The organism is Pandoraea sp. XY-2 (assembly GCF_004193915.1).
In the GTDB taxonomy this organism is placed as follows: Bacteria; Pseudomonadota; Gammaproteobacteria; order Burkholderiales; family Burkholderiaceae; genus Pandoraea; species Pandoraea cepalis.
In genome coordinates, this window is record NZ_CP030849.1 from 2,473,286 (window position 1) to 2,492,025 (window position 18,740).

Here is an 18,740-nt window from a genome sequence, read left to right on the forward strand (position 1 = left end):
AGTAGCCGCGATGGCGGCCGTGCCGCGCATGTCCTGATGACATTGACGAGCGCCCGGGCACGGCATTATTCCATCCGATTGTCAGGAGATTCACGATGAAATCCATCACGCGCATCTGGGCGGCGGCCATGGTTATGACGAGCCTGGGAGGAACGGTCTTCGTGGCCGGTGCACAGACCGCTTTCCCTCCCGAAAAAATGCAAGGCGCCATCGCATATGTGAGTGGTGGCATTGGACTGGACGAAGCAAACGCCCTCAAGCTAGCCGCCGCGCGGTATCCGCTCGAATTGGAATTTGCCCGCAAGGCAACGCCGCAGAATGAATACGTATCGGATGTCGGCGTTGTCATCAAAAACCAGGCGGGTAAGTCCATGCTCAAAGCCACTTCGGACGGCCCGTACTTCCTCGCGAAATTGCCCGAAGGCAAATATACCGTCAGTGCTGAGCGGCACGGCGACATGCAGCAACGCGTCGTGCAGATCCGGGCGCACCAGCATGCGCATCTGATTTTTGTGTGGCAGAAGTAGCAACAGGTGTGAGCGCGATCCATGCCGCCGAGCGGTGCCTTGCCCCAGGTGATCCGGACCTGCATCTCGTGCCGAGCGCGACTATCGCGTGCATCCTCCTCCCAACGTCGTCCAGACCAGACATGCTTGCCATGGATATTGCAAATCTAGTCCAGAACTACGGTTACCTCGCCGTCGCTACGGGAACGTTCCTGGAAGGGGAAACCATTCTGGTCATGGCCGGCTTTGCCGCCTATCGGGGTCATCTCGCGTTGCCAACCGTGATATTGATCGGCACGCTGGCGAGCTTCATTGGAGATCAGTTGTATTTTCAGATGGGGCGAAGATACGGGCCAGCGCTGCTGGCACGATTTCCGTCGGTGCGACCACGCGCGGCACGCGCCCAGGCGCTGCTGTGGCGGCATCACCTGCCCTTGATCCTGTCCATCCGGTTTCTGTATGGCCTGCGCATCGCCGGACCTATGGCGATTGGCATGAGCGAGGTGCCATGGCTGCGGTTCTTTGTCCTCAATTTGATGGGAGCCGCGGCCTGGGCCAGCGTCATCGCTGGTGCGGGCTTTGTCTTCGGGCAGGCGTTGACGGATCTGCTCGCAAATGCCGGTTATTACGAGACCCTGGTGCTGGCGGCGATCCTGCTCTGCGGCGCGCTGGGGTGGCTATACGTGCATCGGAGACATCCGGGCAGCCGCAGAGCGTAGCTATTGGACGATATTTTTCAAGAAAGGAGCCATTATGCTGAGCTGCATCAGGAAACACGCGCGATCGACTGCACTGACCGTGGCGGCTGTCGCAGCGCTGCTCAGTGGCTCACTGACCGTGAGCACGCCAGCTGTGGCAACGGAACGCCCGGTCGCACCGGAGAAGAATCCACCGGGTGACATCCCGGATACCCAAGTCTTTATTACCTATACGTCGCCCTTGGGTTTCTCGCTGAAGGTGCCGGAGGGTTGGGCGCGAACGGATCGTCGTGACGGAGCAAATTTCTCCGACAAGTACAACGCGGTCAACGTCACTGTCGCGTCCGCTGCCAGCGCTCCCACGGCCACATCTGCCGCCGATCACGAGGCCGCCGATCTGGTCAAGGCAGGGCGTGCGGTCAAGATCGAGGCGATCAAGCAGGCCATGCTGCGATCAGGCCCTGCGCTCCTGATTGTGTACACATCGAATTCCGAACCAAATCCAGTCACAAACAAGCCATTGCGCCTGGAGAGCCATCGTTATCTGATTTACCGCGGCGACAAGCTTGCCACCCTCGAGCTATCAGCGCCGCTCGGAGCCGACAATGTCGACCAATGGGAACTCATGTCAAATTCATTCCAATGGCGCTAAACCTTGGCCATTGGAAGCATTTGAACTCTACCGCTTCTACCACAGCGGCGAGGACGAGACAGTTGCGCTACGTGGCGTGTCGCTGCGGCTTGGGCGGGGGAATTTGTCGCTATGATGGGGCCATCCGGGAGCGGCAAGTCTACGCTGCTGGCATGCCTGGCCGGACTGGATGAGCCCGATGGCGGGCATGTCGAGGTGATGGGGCTGCGCATGTCGCGGCGGCCCGAAGCCACGCGTGCCGCCTTGCGAGCCCGGCACATTGGCATCCTGATGCAAGCGGGCAACCTGTTCGAGCACCTCACGGTGGAGGCCAATATGGAATTGCAGATGGCGCTGTCTAAACAATCCGGCCGGAGCACACTTGACCACCTGCTTGAGGTGATGGGCCTGACCGGGCAGCGCCGTGCACATCCCTCGCAACTGTCGGGTGGCGAGGCCGCGCGCGCGGGCCTCGCAGTGGCCTTGTCGTCAAATCCTCGTGTGCTGCTGGCAGACGAACCCACGGCGGAAGTGGATGCGGCCACGGAAACCAACATTCTGAACCATTTGATGACACGGTGCCGCGAAGGGGCGGCGGTTCTGATCGCGACGCACAGCAAGGCGCTTGCGGCGCAGGCCGACCGTGTCCTCGGCATTCGAGATGGACGCATCACTCATGTCTGACACCCTGATCGAGGCCCAAGCCGTTGGCCGGCGCTACCCGCAAGGCGGAGTATCCATTGCCGCGGTCGCCAGCGCGACATTTCGATTGCGCGCGGGAGATCGCGTGGCGCTGGTCGGCCGATCCGGGAGCGGCAAGTCGACCTTGCTGCACCTTATGGCAGGACTCGACGTGCCGACCAGCGGCGAGCTTACGTGGCCTGCGCTAGGCGCCGCCGAAACGCTGCTGCCTGAGAAGATCGCGCTGGTGTTTCAAGCGCCGAGCCTGCTAGAGCCATTGACGGTGAGCGAGAATGTGGCACTGCCGCTGCTCATGGCAATTGCGACACCCGATATTGACAACGCGGTCGCAAATGCGCTTGCCATCTTCGGCCTTGAGAGCCTGGCGCGCAAACTGCCCGAAGAGCTATCCGGTGGGCAGATGCAACGTGTCGCCATGGCCCGTGCAATTGCCGGAAATCCTCGCGTGATCCTGGCTGATGAACCGACCGGTCAACTCGATCAGCCAACCGGTCGCGCCTTGCTCGATGCGCTTCTCGCGCATCTCGCTGGCACTTGCACGGCGCTTGTCATCGCCACACATGATCCCGCAGTGGCTGAGCGCATGGAAAGGGTTTGGCAAATGGAGCACGGCACCCTCAATAAAACCATGACAGCCATGGAGGGCGTATGACCTGGTTGTGGTTTTTCGGCCTCATCAAGGAGCGCAAGGCTCGCCTCGCGGGCACCGCGGCCGGCATCGCGATCACCGTGGCGTTGCTGGCCTCGCTCGGCGCTTTTCTGGCCCAGAGCACCGCGTCCATGACGCGCCGCGCGCTCGCCGGTGTGCCGGTTGACTGGCAGGTGCAATTGGTCCCCGGGACAACCGTGCAGTCGGTTGCCACAGCCATTGGCAAAGCCACTGCGGTGTCCACGGTGCAAACGGTTGGTTATGCCGATGTGAACGGTTTCGAAGCCCATACCGGCGCCACCGTACAGACCACCGGCAAAGGCAAGGTGCTCGGCTTCGATGCCGCCTATATCCGCGATTATCCGGCGCAGTTCCGGACGCTGCTCGGCAGCCTGGATGGGGTTCTGCTTGCGCAGCAGACGGCGGCTAACCTGCATGCCACGCTCGGTGACGTTGTCACGATTCATCGTACCGGCCTTGCACCGGTCGACGTCAAGGTGGCCGGTATTGTCGATTTGCCGCATGCCGATTCAATGTTTCAGGCCGTCGGCGTCACGCCCGGGGCGGCGCCGCAGGCACCACCGGATAATGTCCTGCTGATGCCCATCGACGAGTGGCACCGCCTCTTTGACCCGCAGGCGGCAATCCGGCCGGATTCGGTTCGCATTCAACTGCATGCGCGAATCGCGCCTGCCACACTTCCGGGCGATCCGCAGGCGGCTTTTGCAGTGGTGCAGGGTGCGGCGAAAAATCTTGAGGTGCGCATCGCGGGCAACGGCATCGTGGCGGACAATCTGGCGGCGAGGCTCAACGCCGTGCGCGGTGACGCGTTGTATGCCAAAGTGCTGTTCCTGTTTCTCGGCGCGCCGGGGGCACTGCTGGCCGCCTTTCTGACGATAGCGGTGGTGGCATCCGGCGCCGGCCGGCGCCGGCGCGACCAAGCATTGCTGCGAATTCGCGGGGCCTCGCGCGCGCAAATCATGAAACTGGCGACGGTCGAAGCAATGTGCATTGGCATGGGTGGCACGATCGCCGGACAGAGGTGGCCTCGCTCATTCGGACAGTGCTCTGAGATTTTTAAGTGGAACGTCCGAGGCAATCATGCTGCCGATTTGATCGCAGGCAGCGTCGCGAAGTATGCCTCATCCGGCGTTTGATCCGCCAGGCTCGAATGTGGCCGCTTCCGGTTATACAGATCGATGTAATCGCCGATGGAGCGCCGGGCATGGCTGACCGACTCGTAGGCTTTCAGATAGACCTCTTCGTACTTGATGCTGCGCCAGACCCGCTCAACGAACACGTTATCGCGCCAGGCACCTTTGCCGTCCATCGACAAGCGGACCCGCCGGCCCAGCACGGCATCGGTGAACGCCCCCGCCGTGAACTGGCTACCCTGATCGGTGTTCACGATGTCCGGCAACCCGTAACGGGTGAACGCTTCTTCCAGCGCCTCAACAGCGTGCGAGGCTTCCAATGTGATGGCAACTCGGTGCGCGAGAATCTTGCGGCTCGCCCAGTCGACCACCGCCGTCAGGTACACAAAGCCACGCGCCATCGGAATGTACGTCGTATCGAGTGCGAACACCTGATTCGCCCGGTCGATCTTCATGCCGCGCAGCAGGTACGGCCAGATCTTGTGCTGTGCATTGCGGCGGCTCGTGTTCGGCTTGCAGTACAGCGCTTCCACGCCCATGCGCTTCATCAGCGTGCGTACACGTCGGCGGCCGACTTCATGGCCCGCCCGGCGCAGCAGGCGGGCCAGCATCCGCGCCCCGGCGAACGGAAACTCCATGTGCAGTTCGTCGATCCGGCGCATCAGCTTCTGATCCGCTTCGCTCACTGGCTGAGGTTGGTAATACACGCTCGATCTCGCCACGCCGACGAGACGGGCCTGCTGCGCTATCGGCAACGCATGCGTACGGTCGATCATTTCTTTGCGCTCAGCAATCCCGCCTTGTCGAGCGCGCCGCTTAAAAAATCATTTTCCAGCGCCAGTTGTCCGATCTTCGCGTGCAGCGATTTCAGATCAACTGGCGGCTCGCTTGACGGCGCACCGCCCGCGCCGAATACGTCCGCCGCGCGCTCCTGCAATTGCCGCTTCCATTCCGTGATCTGGTTCGGATGCACATCGAACTGCTGTGCCAATTCCGCCAGCGTCCGCTCGCCCTTGACCGCCGCCAGCGCCACTTTCGCCTTGAACGCCGCTGAGTGCGTTCGTCGGGTTCTCTTCGTCATTTCCTAGGTTCCTTTGCCTGCATTATCGCTGGCTCAGACCTCAGCCGTTCCACTTATCTGGCTGTCCGAATTTCCGCGGCCACCTCTGACTGTTTCTCGCCACACTCTTGTCCAGGATGCTTCTTGGCGGCGGTACTTTCGCCGTTTCCGCCATCGGCTGGATCACAGCCGCTGTCCTGGCTGGCGTTGTGCTTACCCCCGCCGCCATTCTCGCCACGGCATGGATTGATGCGAGACAGACGACAGTCGCGACGGCCCGGATGACAATTGGCCCCGATCGCGCCCGGCCCTGGCAACGCATCGGCCTTGATTTCATACTCATAGCCCTGTCGGCCCTCGTCTTCTGGAGAACGTGGAGCACGGGCTATCAGGTCGTGCTGGCCCCCGAGGGGACGCCAGCGTCATCGGTGGATTACCCAGCCTTTCTCGCACCGGTCTTGCTATGGCTGGGCCTCGGGCTGCTGACGGTCAGACTGTGTCTGGTGGGGCTCAATCGCGGCCGCGAACACCTGGCCACGTGGCTGAACCCTATCGCGGGGACCCTGGCGGGCGTCGTGGCCGCCGCCATCAGCCGGCAGCGCAAACGCATGACGCAGGGTGTCGTCCTGGTTGCGCTGGCCTTCGCTTTCGCGACCTCGACCGCCGTCTTCAACACCACCTACAACGCGCAGACGCGCGTCGACGCGGAGCTCACGAACGGTGCGGACGTGACGGTCACAGGCACGTCCCGGGCCCCCGCTTCAACGAAGCTTAGGGAACTTGCAGCTTTGCCCGGCGTGCGCGCCGTGCAACCGATGCAGCACCGGCTGGCCTACGTCGGTACTGACCTGCAAGACCTGTACGGTATAGACGCCACGCACATCGGCGATGCAACGAGGATGTCGAATGCGTATTTTGCGGGAGGAAACGCAAAAAAGACGCTCGATCTGCTCGCGCGAACGCCTGACGGCATTCTCGTTTCGGAAGAAACCGTGAAGGATTTCCAGCTCCATGTGGGCGACGAGCTCAATCTGCGGCTGCAAAATGCGGTGGATCATCAATATCACGTCGTCAAATTCCACTTCGTCGGCGTAGTGCGTGAATTTCCGACCGCGCCGAGAGACTCTTTCCTGGTGGCCAATGCGCGCTACGTTGCGCAGCAGACCCACACCGACGCGGCCGAGGTCGTTCTGCTCAAGACCTCCATGGGGCCCGCGCAAGTGGCGCCGGCTGCGCGGGCGGTTGTCGCAGCACTCCCGGGGGTCAAGGTCACCGACCTAGGGCAGGCCCAGCACCTGATCGGATCCAGCCTGACCGCTGTCGATCTTGGTGGACTGACGCGACTGGAGCTTGGCTTCGCCGTGCTTCTGGCGGTTGCGGCGACGGGACTTATTCTCGCCCTCGGACTTGCCGACCGGAGGCGCACCTTCGCCATCCTTTCCGCCCTCGGAGCGAAACCCCGTCAACTCGGCGCTTTTCTCTGGAGCGAAGCCTCATTGCTCTTTCTCGCCGGCACCAGCACCGGCATACTGACGGGTTTTGCGCTCGCCTGGATGCTGGTCAAGCTCCTGACCGGGGTTTTCGACCCACCGCCCGAGCGACTCACTGTGCCGTGGCTTTATTTGACCGCCTTGGTCGGTGTGGCGTTCGGTTCGGTCGTTGTCGCGGTGGCCGGAGCTCTGCGGGAAACGCGCATCCCTGCGGTACAGCGCATGCGCGAACTCTAACCAACGGAGATGCTTTTTTGCGGGTACCCGCAGCATCCGCGTTGTTGCTGGATCGGTGGACATTTGACCGAGCCGAACGAGCAGAAGACGCAACAGTCACCGGAGTTGGGGCGCAACAGCATCATGCAGTGACTGCACTCGTAGTAAAACTGGCAGGCGTTGGTGGGCATGGTTTCGTGCTGGGCAAAACCGCAATGCGGGCAGGTCAACACGGATTCGAGGATGACGGCGTTCATCGCGGCCTCACTTGCGAACGGCGGACGGATAGCCCGCGTTCCCCGTCGCTTGCGTCAACGCCTGCGGCTGGGCCTCGTCGGGATCGTAGGTGACGGTGGCGGTCTTCTTGTCGAAATCGACCTTGACGGTGCGGACACCGGTCACCCGCTTTGATGACTTCGTGACCGTTATCGGACACAGATCGCACGTCATGTTCTGCACGTCAAGCGTGACCGTCTCCGACGCGCCAGCCAGTGCCGCCAGAGGCAAGCCCCTTGCGCAGCTCCAGCCGCAGGTCCAGCGCCTTGATCTGGTTGCTGCGCCGGTAGCCGCGGAAGCCCATCGCCATGCCTGCAACGCCCGTCACCACACCCACGTAACCAGTCCAGTCTGCCATACCCCCTCCCTCATGACGACCCGGTCTCAAGATACAAGCGAGTTTTTTCCGTTGGTTAATGAATCTCGTGCTCTCGGGCGTCGACTTCAAAGGGCGCAGCGTTATATCCAACTGTGGCGATCTGCTGGAGATATGCGGGCAGGAACGCGGCAATCGAGCCAGCGACTTCGTACTGGTGGACGTGTCGGCATTCGTGCGTCAGCAGCCGGCGCACCAAATGACCCTGAACGATAAAAATCGCATAGCCCAACGTGAGGCCCGTAAAGCCTGGTCCGAGCAGACTGGCACTCAACGCGACGTTCCGTAACCATGGGTCCTCCGGCAACGGCAGTGTTGGTGCGATAACCACTCGAATCCTTTCGGGTGCAAGAACACCGACGGCGCGTGCGTCCGCGATACCTTGCGGCGTAAGCATCGCCCCTGTTAAAAGTGCCTGCCGCTCTTGTTCCTCTGCCCAATTTATCGCCGCAGGCACTACCTGCGGCAGCAGAACTGCGAGATTGGTCATCGTAAGTCTTCCTCGTTATCCGCGATTGGCCAAGGCGCGCTCGATTTTCTTGTCGGTCTTGTACTGGCTCAGCGCATACACAGACCAGATCGCAGCCGGAATCCAACCGATGATCGTGAGCTGGAGAAGCAAGCAGATGATCCCCGCGAAGGGACGCCCGATCGTGAAAAATTGAATCCAAGGCAAAATCAACGCAAGCAGCAGACGCATGTAGTTCCTCTACGATTTCATTGCCGGCTTCCGGCCGGTTCGGGGCGTTTCACGCCAGGGAATTCCTCACTCGCAGATCGAAATGATCTGGTTCAATTGCTCACACGCGGCCAGGAAAACCTCCTGCGGCGCTTGCTTCCAAGGATGCGGCTTGGCGCCGCGCGCCCGCCAGTCGAAGGACTTCGGCTGATGCCCCAAGACGTAACTGGTGACGTGTTTCGGCCCCTTGAACTTGATAGCGAACGGATTGGTGTCGTTGTACTCCGCCGTCGTCATAGGCAGGCCAATGACGATGCTGGTTGTCTCGTTAAACGCTCTAGGCGACAGAACAAGCATCGGATGCATATTCTTCATTTCTCGACCGACTTGTGGATTGCAGTCGATCCAGATGATGTCGCCGCGATCCGGTGCCCAAGCGACCTTCGACATCAGAAAGCCTCCACCCCAACAGGGGATGCAGCCATGGCTTCTCCGCCATGCTTCGACAGGTCGAACTTGGCGAGCTTTTCAGCAAGGGTGAGCTTACGAGGGCCGACAGGCTTTACGGTGACGCCAACCTCATCGGTTGTCACCTCCACCTCAAGACCCACTTCAAAGTGCGCAGAGCGCGCGACTGCGGCTGGAATCCGTACAGCCAAGCTGTTTCCCCATTGCTGAATAGTCAGTGTTGCCGTCTTTGCCATGATGATTTACCTCCATTACGTATCGACAAGTATAGACACAATCTTCCTGCGTTTCAACACGTATAAACCTCTGGCGTCGTCAATCAGTGGCGAACATTTCTTCTAGCCCCTCAATCGCTTCGAGAAATTCACGCTCCGTTACTTCAAGGTACGGAGAAACGTGATCGAGGTGAGTTTTTATAAGTGGCAAGCATCACAATCTAGGCAGGGACACGGTTGGCCGATATGACTCTCATAATTGGGATGCACCTCTGTGGCTGATGCTGACCGTCGTTGTTGCGTTCCGAAGATCGAGCGGGCCGCGTCCGCGTCTGCCAGCGGGCCTTGTCCGCCCCGGTCAGACAACCCACAGCGGTCGGTCAGTCGAATGAGCGTGTTGCGGACTTGAGCACCATAAAGCGGCCGTTGGCGACCTCACCCAATCGGCCACAAACGGCCTCTCGGCTTCGCAACTCGAATCGTCGACAATCCTGCGAAAGTAACGAAGTCTGACACTCAACCAGGTCAGACTCGGTGAGCCACGCAGGACCGGGATCTTCGTCCGGGACGTTGCGCGACATGAAGCCCCAGTCGGGACCGGCGCGCAACATCGTATATCTGGCGCCGAGGTCGGGGGTAAGAGTCCACTGCGCCCCGGACGCGGGAAACGTGCCGCCAACAGTTTGCCCGCTGCGGTCAGTGAGCGCGATCTGCGTGTGTTCTCGCCGCTCGTTACCCGAAACCTTTCGTTTCCCCGTCAACAGATCCGTCGTGCTCATTGCCTGAGATCGAGACGATGGGGTTTATCATTATTCTGACTATGGAAGCCATATCCTATTCTGATTGATCACCCAGAATAAGTCGTAAGGACACCCACCATGAATACCGGACAACGCCAAGTCTCGACTGCTGACCAACTTCTTTCGGCGGCTGCCGATGTTGGCGTGCGGCATATCACGGTGATGGCTGAGTTGTCGGGCGTACCGACGCTGCGCCTGTCGCCTGGGCAGACGTTGAGCGGGGCCGACCCGCAGTCGGCCGTGCGCTTCGCGGCAGGCCAGGACGGTCTCCAGCTCCGTGCCGACAACCACGTCGAGAACCTGCGGCTGGTCACTGATCCCGACAGGCGGGCGATCTTCAATGACACCACCGTTGAACAGCTTGGTCGCCTCGTGCTGTGCAATCTGGGTGTAACGGGCGTGGTGCAGCTGCTGGCGCGTGACCAGGTGCGCGGTGGTCACGTCGAGGTGCGTGACGTTGACATCGTGGCCGCGGACGCGCGCGGATACGACGAGCGCCCCAAGGGCTATGGCGTGGAAGTGATTCCCGGCGCATTCACGCTTTGGAACCAGCAGGCTGATCCCGCCGTCACGATTACAGCGGACCTCACTGGCCTGTCGGCTGGACGTGCCGGCGCTCCGGTACGTGGCAGTGGCATCTTCGTCAGCGGGGCAGGCGACGTAGGCGGCCGGCTGGTCGCGCGTCGGCTGGAAACCGGCGCGGTCTACAGCGACGGCGGTATTGTGCCGGGGACGCCGGACCGTATCACCGGGGGGGTGTTCACTGTATACGGCGCGTTCGTGGACAGCGTGCGCAACCACGGTCCGGTCACCACCTATGGTCCCAACGACATGGTGCTGGATAACTGGGGCACCGTGGACCACTGGGTCGCCGAGGACAAGATCACCTCGTACGGTCCGAGTGGCATCGGCTTCGTCAACTTCGGTACGGTCAGTCTGCTACAGGTGAATGCGCCTATCGAAACCTTCGGTCAGGGCGCACGCGGATTCAACGTGTACACGGGGACGGTGCAGTCGGCGGAGTTCGAGCGCGTGGTCACGCACGCCGATGGCGCGGTCGGCATCCAGATCAGTCAGCCGGTGGGCCGGATCACAGTGCGACGTGGCATCGAAACTTACGGTGGCACGGGTGATTCGCTTGTCAAGGGCGTAGTCGTCAGGCTGTCAGCCATCGCGCTGAGCGTCAAGCCAGGTGGTTCGGCACGCGAGGTGGAGATTGAGGGCGGCGCCATCACCCACGGGCAAGGCGTCAATCCCCTTGAACTCCATGGCACCGTCGACTCCCTCCGTGTCAGCGGCGGCTTCGTCGCAGCCGGCGGTGGCTTCGACAAGATCTGACGACAGAACAGTTCTCCGCACCCGATAACCTTGGAGGAAGAAAGCCATGCCCAGCGAACCGATCCGCGATCCCGTCAGTGATCATCTGCTGACGCCACAGAATGCGGCCTTCATCATTATCGATTATCAACCGGTGCAGATAAATTCCATCGCCTCGATGGACCGTCAGTTGTTGATCAATAACATCGTCGGAACGGCGAAGACTGCTGTCGCCTACGGCTTGCCGATTGTCCACACCACGGTCAATGTCAAGACTGGCGCGAACAAGCCGCCGATCCCGCAACTCCACAAGGTGCTCGGCAATTATCCCACCTACGATCGCACCACCATCAACTCGTGGGAGGATGTCGAATTCCGCAAGGCGGTTGAAGCCACCGGTCGCAAGAAGCTCATCATGACGGCGCTGTGGACCGAGGCGTGCCTGACCTTCCCCGCGCTGGATGCGTTAAAAGCCGGCTACGAAGTCTATGTCGTTGCCGACGCGGTCGGCGGCACCTCACTGACCGCGCATGAGATGGCGCTGCGCCGCATCGAACAGGCCGGTGGAAAGATGATCAGCCTGACGCAGCTATTGTGCGAACTACAACGCGACTGGCAGCGCAAGGACACGGTAGAGAGTTTCATGGATATCTTCATTGAAACTGGCGGCACCATGGGCATCCAGCTCTCGTACGATCGCGGTTGATGATTGCGATCGGGGCCTGAGCTCCGATCCAAAAGCGGGGCGCTCCCTGCTCATTGCATATGGTCAGCGGCTTCGACAAGATCTGCATCCGACCATTCCCTTTATTCAACTGACACGGAGACGCATCGTGGAGCGCACTGTTACGAGCATCTTGCCTGCCCAGGACCTTATCGACGATGGTGACATGCACCTTCGCCGCGCCTTGCCGCAGGAGCAGCAAACGGCCCTCGGCCCCTTCGTTTTCATCGACCATTACCGCCACCATAGCCTGCGCGGTATTGGGGATCGGCCGCACCCGCACGCGGGCATCGAGGTCGTGAGTTACCTGTTCGACGGCAGTGTCGAGCACCGTGACAGCATGGGCTTTCGCGATACCCTGGCAGCCGGCGACGCACAGTTCATTCGCGCCGGGCGAGGCATTCTGCACGCAGAGCAGCCCCAGAGTGGTCGTCATGGGTTGCAACTCTGGACCAGCCTGCCGCCGGAGCTCAAGTTAGTCGAGCCGAGCTACACGTCGATACGCGCGGCCGATATCCCCGAGATCGTCGGGGAAGGTTCGCGCTTGTACGTCGTCGCGGGCGATGTGGGCGGTGCCCATGGTCCAATGGCCCTGAGCGGCGGTGCGATTTTCGCGCGCCTGCATCTGGATCCCAACGCCAGCGCAACAGTGGAGGTGGCCGCCGGCCCTGAGTTGGGGCTCTATGTGCTTCAGGGGGAGGTCGATGTCGACGGTACGCAGTTGTCCGCCGGCACGCTCGGCATGCTCGGCGATGGTACGCAGGTGCGCATCGCCGCGCGTGGCGACGAACCGGTGGAGCTCACGGTGCTGGGAGGCAACCCCGTGCAGGGTGCGGTGCTGTTCTCGGGTCCGTTTGTCATGGACACCCCCGAGCGGCTGGAGCAGGCGAAGCGCGATTTTGCCGCCGGCCGCATGGGCAGGCTGGAGGGGGTGCCGTTTTGATGCGCGCGGTTACCTCGCCGATGTGGCTGCGCACTTCCTGCGCGCCGTGAACAAAAAACAGTAGTGTTTCATCCAGGTGTGGAAATGGTTGGCATATGCATCCGGCGATCTCCGGCTGGACGCATCAGTTGACGAAACGAATTTATCCACATCCGCTTCTGCAAATATGTGTATTCGACCTGAACGGCTCCTATCAGGAAATGCGGATGTCCCTTTAGGGTCGGGCTGCGTCGGTCAGCTCCCTGAACTCGTTGCTCTAAAGCGGTCACTGAAGTTCCGCAGCCCCGAAGCGGCCAATCGGCGGTGCGTGCTCCCGACCCACTGCAGCCGCTCGAGTCTCGACCGCCAATGTCTCCTTGATAGCGAAGAAGAAGCTCGGTGTCCGGTGGTGCACGTTCGATCAGGAGCGCGGAGCGGTGGTCGAGGGCTCGAACGTCACCATTGCGACGGTGAGCTCAATTGTTGAATGAGCGTTCGCTAGCGGCCCATGGCGGGCGTTAGCAAAGGCGTCGACGAGCAAACCACGACTCGCCTTGCGCCTCGCGTGAGAGCCACGTAGAGATGTTGGGCAGTCATGCGCTCGGGCTCAAGAATGACCGCGACGTCAGCCTCCAGGCCTTTCAGAAGTAGCGTGCTTCCAACGGCGCGCCGACCCAGCGGCCGACCCAGGTGGCGGTTTCGCTCGCGGGCCTGAATCGCCGCTCCAATGAACCCACCTTCGCCCTCGGCTGCTCTAAGCGCTGAGATACAGCAGTGCATCACTTCGGGTCGGTAGACACGCGCACCCCGTTGGTCAGCGAGGGACTGGAGCAAGTCAATTGAGGTCGTGTGGCTGGGAGCTGCCATGAACGCCACTGCTGCGTCTTCTGCAGGCGTCGCGGGCGTGCGGGCTCGGCCGCCTCGTATCGTTTCGACTCGCGTGAGCAAGTTCGTAGCGCCCACCCCAGTCATCAGTGAAGTCGCGAACTCGGCAATTTGTCGCAGCGCGTTGGGACTCGCCAAATCGAACTGGCGGGCGAAGTTCACCAAGTCTCTCAGATCGACCGCCTCGACGGAAGTGGCGCCTGGCGTCTGCATGGTGAGTTGATGGCGACCATTAACATTGATGGAGTCGCCAATGACGAGAACGCGGCCGTCTCGGTTTGGCGCTTCTGTCCGGGCAGCCACCAGTCGCTGCTGCAGTTCCGTGCCTTGATTTAGTTGAACCCACTGGACTCCCTCTGGCGCTCCACGCAGGTCCACAGGTTGACCGGCCTGCAACCATGTGCGGGCTTGAAGTAGCCAGGCACCCAGCGCATCCATGCCTGCGAGTCGCCATCGCCAAGGAGTCTGAAGTGCGCCGATGGGCGGGAACGCAACTTGAGCCTCACGCTCCCAGTGGACCAGTGGATCGCGGAAGCCGAATATCGCCTGCATCGGGTCACCAAGGATGCAAGTGGGCAGTATTTGCGCGATGGAACAGACGATGGCGTGCTGCGCGGTGTTGCAGTCCTGATACTCATCGACCAGCAAGCGCGAATATGTCGAGGTTAAGGGGTCACTGATGTGACCGGCCTGTAGGAGCCCTTGCACGGCACCTCGGATAGCAGGGTAGTCGGCGTTCGGGTTGGACAGTTCGAGAATGCGCGCGTCGAGGCCCGTCCGGAGCGGAAACTTGCCCGCTAGCCGCATCGCGAAACCGTCGATGGTCGACACCCTGTACGCTGAGCTCGGGACGCCACCACGCAGGAGCCTAGCGCGTAGAGCGGCAACTCCAGCGTTGGTGTGCGTCAGCACCAAGACTGGCTTGTTGTGGGTGTGCTGACTCAGCGCGTCCGCGATGAGCTGGGTCTTGCCGCATCCGGCTGGGGCAGTAACTGAGCCTAGGCGCGCCCGAAAGATGTCGATTTCAGGCGGCGGCACTGGTCCACCCCCAGAGCCGGTTCGTAATTTGGACGAAGCCCGCCTCTGCATTCGCTATATGAGGGCCGACGACGTCCTTGGCGATTTCCTGGAAACCGCTCACTGACTTGAACCAGCCGTTCTTGTTATTGCGGGCGGCAAGTCCGAGCAATGCTCGGCTCGCACGTGTGTAGCCACCATTCAGCCGTTCGGCCTCTATGGCATCCAAGGTGACTTGTCCGTTCGACTTCGACTTGATGTGCTCGGCCATGAGCTCGCGGCCGACCATCTCATCCGCCTTATTCAGCAGCGCGTGCACCGCGTCATTGCTTGAATGGCGGAATAGCTCGTCCTCGAGTGCCAAGCCTGGCCGCCACGTGAGGTACTGGCCGCCAGCCGCAACGAATCTCTCGACGAGTCCGACGGTTGAAACGGGCTTGTCCGCGTCGACGAAGACGAGGACGCGATAGCCCAACTTGAGGAACGCCTCCCCTCGTGTGAAGCATTGGTCGGGGCTTCCTCCGCCAGCGTCCACGTATGAGCCTCCGTGGGCCAGGAATGACGTCGCGCCACAGCGGACCCACCACTGGTCCATCCCGCGAGCGAATCCGACCTCGCTGGCGCCTTCGCAGACGATGACGGATTTGGACAGGAAGGCCTCGGCCGCCTTGCGCAATGTGCCCTGGATGCCGTCGTCCGTACCGGCGCATGTCGCCGTGTGAATGCCCAAACGCTGGCGCACGACGAAAAGCTGGTTGCCGGCGAGCTCCCTGAGCGTCACCGGTGAATGGGTTGTCATAAAGACCTGCAGCGGCTGGGTCGCGTCCTTCGCTCCAAGTGAGTCGAGCAGTCGCATGAGCCGGTGCGGCTCAAGTCCGTACTCGACTTCGTCTACGAGGGCGACGGTGGCGGCCGCCGCTGCGGCCCTTTGCAACCCCGCGACAAGAAGTCGCCCCGAACCAGTGCCCAGCGACCGCAAAGGAATGCCGGTCTCGCTGTGGAGCGCGATGGCACCGTCGCCAATCGACACCGAGTGAGCATCAAGTAGCGCCTGAGCGCTCGCACCGACGGCTACCCCAGGCCGGTAGCTGTCTGGGTGACCACTTGCAGGGTCTCGGCGAGTTGAGGGCCAGCCTGCGCGCCGAAGGTGGCCCGGGCGGCGCGTGCCGCGCCGGCGAGTTCCGAGCCAAGGTTCGCGCGTTCTTCCGTGAGTCGGTCCCTAGCCCACGAAAGGTTCGTGTTTGCGTATGTGCCGATTCGGGCTGGCGCTAGGAGGCTGCGGTCCTTCCAAGCTAGGGACCGTTCCAGTTGCTGGTGGGCGGCTCGGTCGGAATAGAGCATCCAATTCGGCTCGAGGTCGCCGTTGACCTCGAGCCTCAGCGTCAGGACCGTTTCTAGACCTGCGCGCGGCTCGTCTTCAAGCAGCCCGGTGCCGAGATCAAATCCGCGAAGGAACTCTCCGTAGGTGTCGATGTTCTTCAGTGCGTCGGGCAGTGCGCCGAGCGTGACCGCAATCACGATGGTCCGAGTGACGTTCAGGCCGAAGAAGTCCGTGTCGCCGAAAGGTGCGCTCCGCCGCGCTCCAAGGCACAGGTCGATGGCATCGAGGATGGTCGACTTGCCGCTGTCACCCGGGCCAATTAGGCAGTTCACGCCATTGGACGGTGTCCAATCGAGCGCCTGTATCGAGCGGAAATTGCGAATTTCAAGGTGACGGACGCGCGTCATGTTTCCTCTCAGTTGGTCTGGCAGATATCCCGACGGAAGCTGCCCAAGGGATGCACGTGTACGCATCAGGTATCCCTTAACGTCAGCTATCTCAGGCAAACCGGTCACCGAGAATCAAGACGCTGACCGAGTGAATCGCCCCGGATTTTGAACTGACCCCGTAAAGTTGGACGGGAAAGTTATGCCATTATGGGCTGGGTTCTGTACTGCACAGGACTCAGCCCTTTTAGCTTGAGCTTGATGCGATCGTGGTTGTAATAACGGATGTACTCGGCAATCGCTCTGCGTAGTTGTTCAACGCTGTCAAAGTGCGCCAGGCGAAAGCACTCGGATTTGAGCGTGCCGAAAAAGCTCTCCATGGCGGCATTATCCAGACAATTGCCTTTGCGAGACATACTCTGTGACATGCCCCGCGCGGCAAGCCGTTCCCGATATGCCCGCATTTGATAAGCCCAGCCCTGATCGGAATGAAGCATTGGCGCTTGGCCCTCGGCCAAACGCACAAAGGCCTTGTCCAGCATGCCTTGGATGAGTGCAAAGTCTGGCCGCTCACTGGTCTGCCAAGCCACGATCTCACCGTTGTAGAGATCCAGAATCGGTGACAGATACAGCTTCTTGCCGCCAACGTTGAATTCCGTGACATCAGTCACCCATTTCTCGTTGGGTCGTTTTGCCTCGAAACGGCGAGCCAATAAATTAGGCGCGATACGCCCGACCTCTCCCCGATAGGAGCGGTACTTCTTGGGGCGTACGAGCGACTTGAGCCGCAGTAGTGCCATCAAGCGTTGCACCGTCTTGTGATTCACGGGAGTACCGTTCTGGCGCAGCGCGGCCGTCACCCGGCGGTAGCCGTAGCGGCCCTTGTGGTGCGCAAAGACCTGCGCGATCTTCGCCTTGAGCGCGCCATGACGATCCCCGGCCTTGGCCGCCGTCACTTGGTAATAGAACGTGCTACGCGCTAAGCCAGCAATCTTTAACAATGCCCCGAGCGGGTGTGACCTGCCCCCTTCAATAGGGCCAATGGGCTTCTAGCAAAGTCCCGTTAAACCAGCTCCTGGAAAGCGGCAGGAGCATCCGCGGTTGCTCGATGTTTCGCCGCAAACTCTGACGGCGCAAGGTAGTTCAGTGCGCTGTGCGGCCTTTGCTCGTTGTAGTCCTGACGCCATGCCGCGATGACAGCCCGAGCGTGCGCGAGCGTCGTGAACCAGTGCTCGTTAAGGCATTCGTCGCGGAACTTGCCGTTGAACGATTCGATGTACGCATTCTGCGTTGGCTTGCCCGCCTGAATCAACTTCAGCGTGACGCCGTTTGCATACGCCCACTGGTCAAGCGCGCGGCTCGTAAATTCGGGTCCCTGGTCTGTGCGCACCGCCTTGGGATAGCCACGGAAGCGAGCTGCACGCTCCAATGCCCGAGCGACATACAAACCTGAGATGCCATGGTCGACGACAATGTCGACAGCCTCTTTCGTGAAGTCATCGACCACGGTCAGGCACTTCACGCGCCGGCCATTGGACAGCGCATCCATCACGAAATCGATTGACCACACCTCGTTGGGCGCGCCCGGCAATGCCAGTCGCTCGCGCTCAATCATGACGCCGTGGCGCTTGCGACGGCGCCGCACAGCCAACCCTGCCTCACGGTACAGGCGATAGATGCGCTTGTGATTGGCGTGCATGCCTTCGCGTTCCACCAGGGCATGCAGCCGGCGGTAGCCGAATCGACGACGTTCGTGCGCCAACTCCACCAGACGCGCCGCTAGCACCTCATTCTCGTGGTCCGACTTCGCGTCGTAATGCAGCACGCTGCGAGAAAGCCCGACAAGCCGGCAGGCGCGGCGCTCGGAGATGTTGACCTTCTCCCGAATCGCCGACACTGCTTCGCGTTTGGCTTGCGGGCTCAGGGCTTTCCCTTGACGACGACCTTCAACGCTTCCATATCGAGCATTGCTTCGGCCAGCAGTTTCTTCAGCCGGGCATTCTCCACCTCGAGGTCCTTGAGCCGGCGCGCTTCCGAGACTTCCATGCCGCCGAACTTTGCGCGCCAGTTGTAGAACGACGCGTCACTGAACCCGTGCTTCCTGCACAGTTCCTTGACCGGCATGCCGGCTTCAGCTTCCTTCAGAAACCCGATGATTTGCTGTTCCGTAAATCGCTTCTTCATGTTCGTCTTCTTCTCCGAAAACGAACTTTACTAGACTCCGGCTGGCCCTGTTTGTAGGGGCAGG

The 18,740-nt window shown here is 61.1% G+C and carries 22 protein-coding genes and 2 pseudogenes; 10 read left to right on the forward strand and 14 right to left on the reverse strand.

From position 1 onward, the window contains the following. Window positions 1-95: 95 nt before the first annotated feature. The 6 genes and pseudogenes from DRB87_RS11255 to DRB87_RS11280 all read left to right on the forward strand — a co-directional run bounded on the left by DRB87_RS11255 (window position 96) and on the right by DRB87_RS11280 (window position 4,343). A complete protein-coding gene (locus DRB87_RS11255) occupies window positions 96-527 on the forward strand; it encodes a carboxypeptidase-like regulatory domain-containing protein (protein WP_240756257.1) in 432 nt (143 codons plus the stop codon). Window positions 528-649: 122 nt separating this feature from the next. Next, window positions 650-1,225 (forward strand): DedA family protein, encoded by a 576-nt coding sequence (locus DRB87_RS11260; protein ID WP_240756258.1) that lies wholly within the window; start codon window positions 650-652, stop codon window positions 1,223-1,225. 34 nt (window positions 1,226-1,259) lie between these two features. Next, entirely contained in the window at window positions 1,260-1,856 is a 597-nt protein-coding gene (locus tag DRB87_RS11265) for a hypothetical protein (protein ID WP_130025946.1), read from the forward strand. Between the two features lie 105 nt (window positions 1,857-1,961). Continuing rightward, window positions 1,962-2,519, forward strand: a pseudogene (locus DRB87_RS11270) (ABC transporter ATP-binding protein); the annotation flags it as partial. Beyond that, on the forward strand, window positions 2,512-3,189 hold the full coding sequence (locus DRB87_RS11275; protein WP_130025947.1) for an ABC transporter ATP-binding protein: 678 nt from the start codon (window positions 2,512-2,514) through the stop codon (window positions 3,187-3,189). The pseudogene DRB87_RS11270 and the gene DRB87_RS11275, both read left to right, overlap by 8 nt. Further along, complete coding sequence (locus DRB87_RS11280) at window positions 3,186-4,343, forward strand: FtsX-like permease family protein (RefSeq protein ID WP_130025948.1); 1,158 nt, start codon at window positions 3,186-3,188, stop codon at window positions 4,341-4,343. The genes DRB87_RS11275 and DRB87_RS11280 overlap by 4 nt, the downstream gene beginning before the upstream one ends. On the opposite strand, the gene DRB87_RS11285 is transcribed toward DRB87_RS11280, so the two are convergent. Next, a protein-coding gene (locus DRB87_RS11285; RefSeq protein WP_370363895.1) for an IS3 family transposase occupies window positions 4,286-5,421 on the reverse strand; the annotation gives its coding sequence in 2 pieces (ribosomal slippage) (window positions 4,286-5,157 and window positions 5,157-5,421; 1,137 coding nt in all). The two genes, DRB87_RS11280 and DRB87_RS11285, sit on opposite strands and share 58 nt — an antisense overlap. Before the next feature lie 116 nt (window positions 5,422-5,537). Between DRB87_RS11285 and DRB87_RS11290 the strand changes: the two genes are divergently transcribed. Next, complete coding sequence (locus DRB87_RS11290; RefSeq protein ID WP_130025950.1) at window positions 5,538-7,127, forward strand: ABC transporter permease; 1,590 nt, start codon at window positions 5,538-5,540, stop codon at window positions 7,125-7,127. On the opposite strand, the gene DRB87_RS23540 is transcribed toward DRB87_RS11290, so the two are convergent. From DRB87_RS23540 to DRB87_RS11325, 8 genes are all read right to left on the reverse strand, one after another. Next, on the reverse strand, window positions 7,124-7,363 hold the full coding sequence (locus DRB87_RS23540) for a GDCCVxC domain-containing (seleno)protein (protein WP_130025951.1): 240 nt from the start codon (window positions 7,361-7,363) through the stop codon (window positions 7,124-7,126). The two genes, DRB87_RS11290 and DRB87_RS23540, sit on opposite strands and share 4 nt — an antisense overlap. Before the next feature lie 7 nt (window positions 7,364-7,370). Then, window positions 7,371-7,556: a heavy-metal-associated domain-containing protein gene (locus DRB87_RS11300; RefSeq protein WP_240756303.1), complete on the reverse strand. Its 186-nt coding sequence runs from the start codon at window positions 7,554-7,556 to the stop codon at window positions 7,371-7,373. A gap of 10 nt (window positions 7,557-7,566) precedes the next feature. After that, on the reverse strand, window positions 7,567-7,740 hold the full coding sequence (locus DRB87_RS23035) for a hypothetical protein (RefSeq protein WP_165385283.1): 174 nt from the start codon (window positions 7,738-7,740) through the stop codon (window positions 7,567-7,569). A 55-nt stretch (window positions 7,741-7,795) separates the two neighbouring features. Continuing rightward, window positions 7,796-8,248, reverse strand: a complete 453-nt coding sequence (locus DRB87_RS11305; protein ID WP_130025953.1) for a hypothetical protein — start codon at window positions 8,246-8,248, stop codon at window positions 7,796-7,798. Between the two features lie 15 nt (window positions 8,249-8,263). After that, window positions 8,264-8,458 (reverse strand): YqaE/Pmp3 family membrane protein, encoded by a 195-nt coding sequence (locus DRB87_RS11310; protein WP_130025954.1) that lies wholly within the window; start codon window positions 8,456-8,458, stop codon window positions 8,264-8,266. Window positions 8,459-8,524: 66 nt separating this feature from the next. Further along, window positions 8,525-8,887, reverse strand: coding sequence for a type II toxin-antitoxin system PemK/MazF family toxin (locus DRB87_RS11315; protein WP_130025955.1), 363 nt, complete (start codon window positions 8,885-8,887; stop codon window positions 8,525-8,527). Continuing rightward, window positions 8,887-9,141, reverse strand: a complete 255-nt coding sequence (locus tag DRB87_RS11320) for an AbrB/MazE/SpoVT family DNA-binding domain-containing protein (RefSeq protein WP_052654700.1) — start codon at window positions 9,139-9,141, stop codon at window positions 8,887-8,889. The genes DRB87_RS11315 and DRB87_RS11320 overlap by 1 nt, the downstream gene beginning before the upstream one ends. 359 nt (window positions 9,142-9,500) lie before the next feature. Then, window positions 9,501-9,899 carry a hypothetical protein gene (locus DRB87_RS11325; protein WP_130025956.1) on the reverse strand — a complete coding sequence of 133 codons (399 nt, stop codon included), beginning with the start codon at window positions 9,897-9,899 and terminating at the stop codon, window positions 9,501-9,503. Window positions 9,900-9,998: 99 nt separating this feature from the next. Here DRB87_RS11325 and DRB87_RS11330 point away from each other — a divergent pair, with 99 nt between their 5' ends. The 3 genes from DRB87_RS11330 to DRB87_RS11340 all read left to right on the forward strand — a co-directional run bounded on the left by DRB87_RS11330 (window position 9,999) and on the right by DRB87_RS11340 (window position 12,904). Beyond that, window positions 9,999-11,258, forward strand: coding sequence for a hypothetical protein (locus tag DRB87_RS11330; protein WP_130025957.1), 1,260 nt, complete (start codon window positions 9,999-10,001; stop codon window positions 11,256-11,258). 46 nt (window positions 11,259-11,304) lie between these two features. Then, window positions 11,305-11,943: a hydrolase gene (locus DRB87_RS11335; RefSeq protein ID WP_130025958.1), complete on the forward strand. Its 639-nt coding sequence runs from the start codon at window positions 11,305-11,307 to the stop codon at window positions 11,941-11,943. 127 nt (window positions 11,944-12,070) lie between these two features. Further along, window positions 12,071-12,904 (forward strand): pirin family protein, encoded by an 834-nt coding sequence (locus DRB87_RS11340; protein WP_130025959.1) that lies wholly within the window; start codon window positions 12,071-12,073, stop codon window positions 12,902-12,904. Between the two features lie 477 nt (window positions 12,905-13,381). Here DRB87_RS11340 and DRB87_RS11345 read toward each other — a convergent pair whose 3' ends face one another. From DRB87_RS11345 to DRB87_RS11360, 5 genes and pseudogenes are all read right to left on the reverse strand, one after another. Beyond that, on the reverse strand, window positions 13,382-14,857 hold the full coding sequence (locus tag DRB87_RS11345; RefSeq protein ID WP_206100092.1) for a UvrD-helicase domain-containing protein: 1,476 nt from the start codon (window positions 14,855-14,857) through the stop codon (window positions 13,382-13,384). Further along, window positions 14,793-15,815 (reverse strand): ATP-dependent endonuclease, encoded by a 1,023-nt coding sequence (locus DRB87_RS23545; protein ID WP_240756259.1) that lies wholly within the window; start codon window positions 15,813-15,815, stop codon window positions 14,793-14,795. Before DRB87_RS23545 ends, DRB87_RS11345 begins: the two co-directional genes overlap by 65 nt. 41 nt (window positions 15,816-15,856) lie before the next feature. Next, window positions 15,857-16,513, reverse strand: coding sequence for an AAA family ATPase (locus DRB87_RS23550; protein ID WP_240756260.1), 657 nt, complete (start codon window positions 16,511-16,513; stop codon window positions 15,857-15,859). 179 nt (window positions 16,514-16,692) lie between these two features. Further along, window positions 16,693-17,508: pseudogene (locus DRB87_RS11355) on the reverse strand (IS3 family transposase); the annotation flags it as partial. Between the two features lie 47 nt (window positions 17,509-17,555). After that, window positions 17,556-18,676 (reverse strand): IS3-like element IS407 family transposase gene (locus tag DRB87_RS11360; RefSeq protein WP_130025961.1). Its coding sequence is split into 2 segments (ribosomal slippage): window positions 17,556-18,418 and window positions 18,418-18,676, totalling 1,122 coding nucleotides; the frame shifts between segments, so codons are not numbered across the junction. Between the last annotated feature and the right edge of the window lie 64 nt (window positions 18,677-18,740).

Coding starts and splice junctions, on each gene's coding strand:
- DRB87_RS11255 (WP_240756257.1), top strand. CDS start 96: ATGAAATCCATCACGCGCATCTGGGCGGCGGCCATGGTTATGACGAGC.
- DRB87_RS11260 (WP_240756258.1), top strand. CDS start 650: ATGCTTGCCATGGATATTGCAAATCTAGTCCAGAACTACGGTTACCTC.
- DRB87_RS11265 (WP_130025946.1), top strand. CDS start 1,260: ATGCTGAGCTGCATCAGGAAACACGCGCGATCGACTGCACTGACCGTG.
- DRB87_RS11275 (WP_130025947.1), top strand. CDS start 2,512: ATGTCTGACACCCTGATCGAGGCCCAAGCCGTTGGCCGGCGCTACCCG.
- DRB87_RS11280 (WP_130025948.1), top strand. CDS start 3,186: ATGACCTGGTTGTGGTTTTTCGGCCTCATCAAGGAGCGCAAGGCTCGC.
- DRB87_RS11290 (WP_130025950.1), top strand. CDS start 5,538: ATGCTTCTTGGCGGCGGTACTTTCGCCGTTTCCGCCATCGGCTGGATC.
- DRB87_RS23540 (WP_130025951.1), bottom strand. CDS start 7,363: ATGAACGCCGTCATCCTCGAATCCGTGTTGACCTGCCCGCATTGCGGT.
- DRB87_RS11300 (WP_240756303.1), bottom strand. CDS start 7,556: ATGACGTGCGATCTGTGTCCGATAACGGTCACGAAGTCATCAAAGCGG.
- DRB87_RS23035 (WP_165385283.1), bottom strand. CDS start 7,740: ATGGCAGACTGGACTGGTTACGTGGGTGTGGTGACGGGCGTTGCAGGC.
- DRB87_RS11305 (WP_130025953.1), bottom strand. CDS start 8,248: ATGACCAATCTCGCAGTTCTGCTGCCGCAGGTAGTGCCTGCGGCGATA.
- DRB87_RS11310 (WP_130025954.1), bottom strand. CDS start 8,458: ATGCGTCTGCTGCTTGCGTTGATTTTGCCTTGGATTCAATTTTTCACG.
- DRB87_RS11315 (WP_130025955.1), bottom strand. CDS start 8,887: ATGTCGAAGGTCGCTTGGGCACCGGATCGCGGCGACATCATCTGGATC.
- DRB87_RS11320 (WP_052654700.1), bottom strand. CDS start 9,141: ATGGCAAAGACGGCAACACTGACTATTCAGCAATGGGGAAACAGCTTG.
- DRB87_RS11325 (WP_130025956.1), bottom strand. CDS start 9,899: ATGAGCACGACGGATCTGTTGACGGGGAAACGAAAGGTTTCGGGTAAC.
- DRB87_RS11330 (WP_130025957.1), top strand. CDS start 9,999: ATGAATACCGGACAACGCCAAGTCTCGACTGCTGACCAACTTCTTTCG.
- DRB87_RS11335 (WP_130025958.1), top strand. CDS start 11,305: ATGCCCAGCGAACCGATCCGCGATCCCGTCAGTGATCATCTGCTGACG.
- DRB87_RS11345 (WP_206100092.1), bottom strand. CDS start 14,857: ATGCAGAGGCGGGCTTCGTCCAAATTACGAACCGGCTCTGGGGGTGGA.
- DRB87_RS23550 (WP_240756260.1), bottom strand. CDS start 16,513: ATGACGCGCGTCCGTCACCTTGAAATTCGCAATTTCCGCTCGATACAG.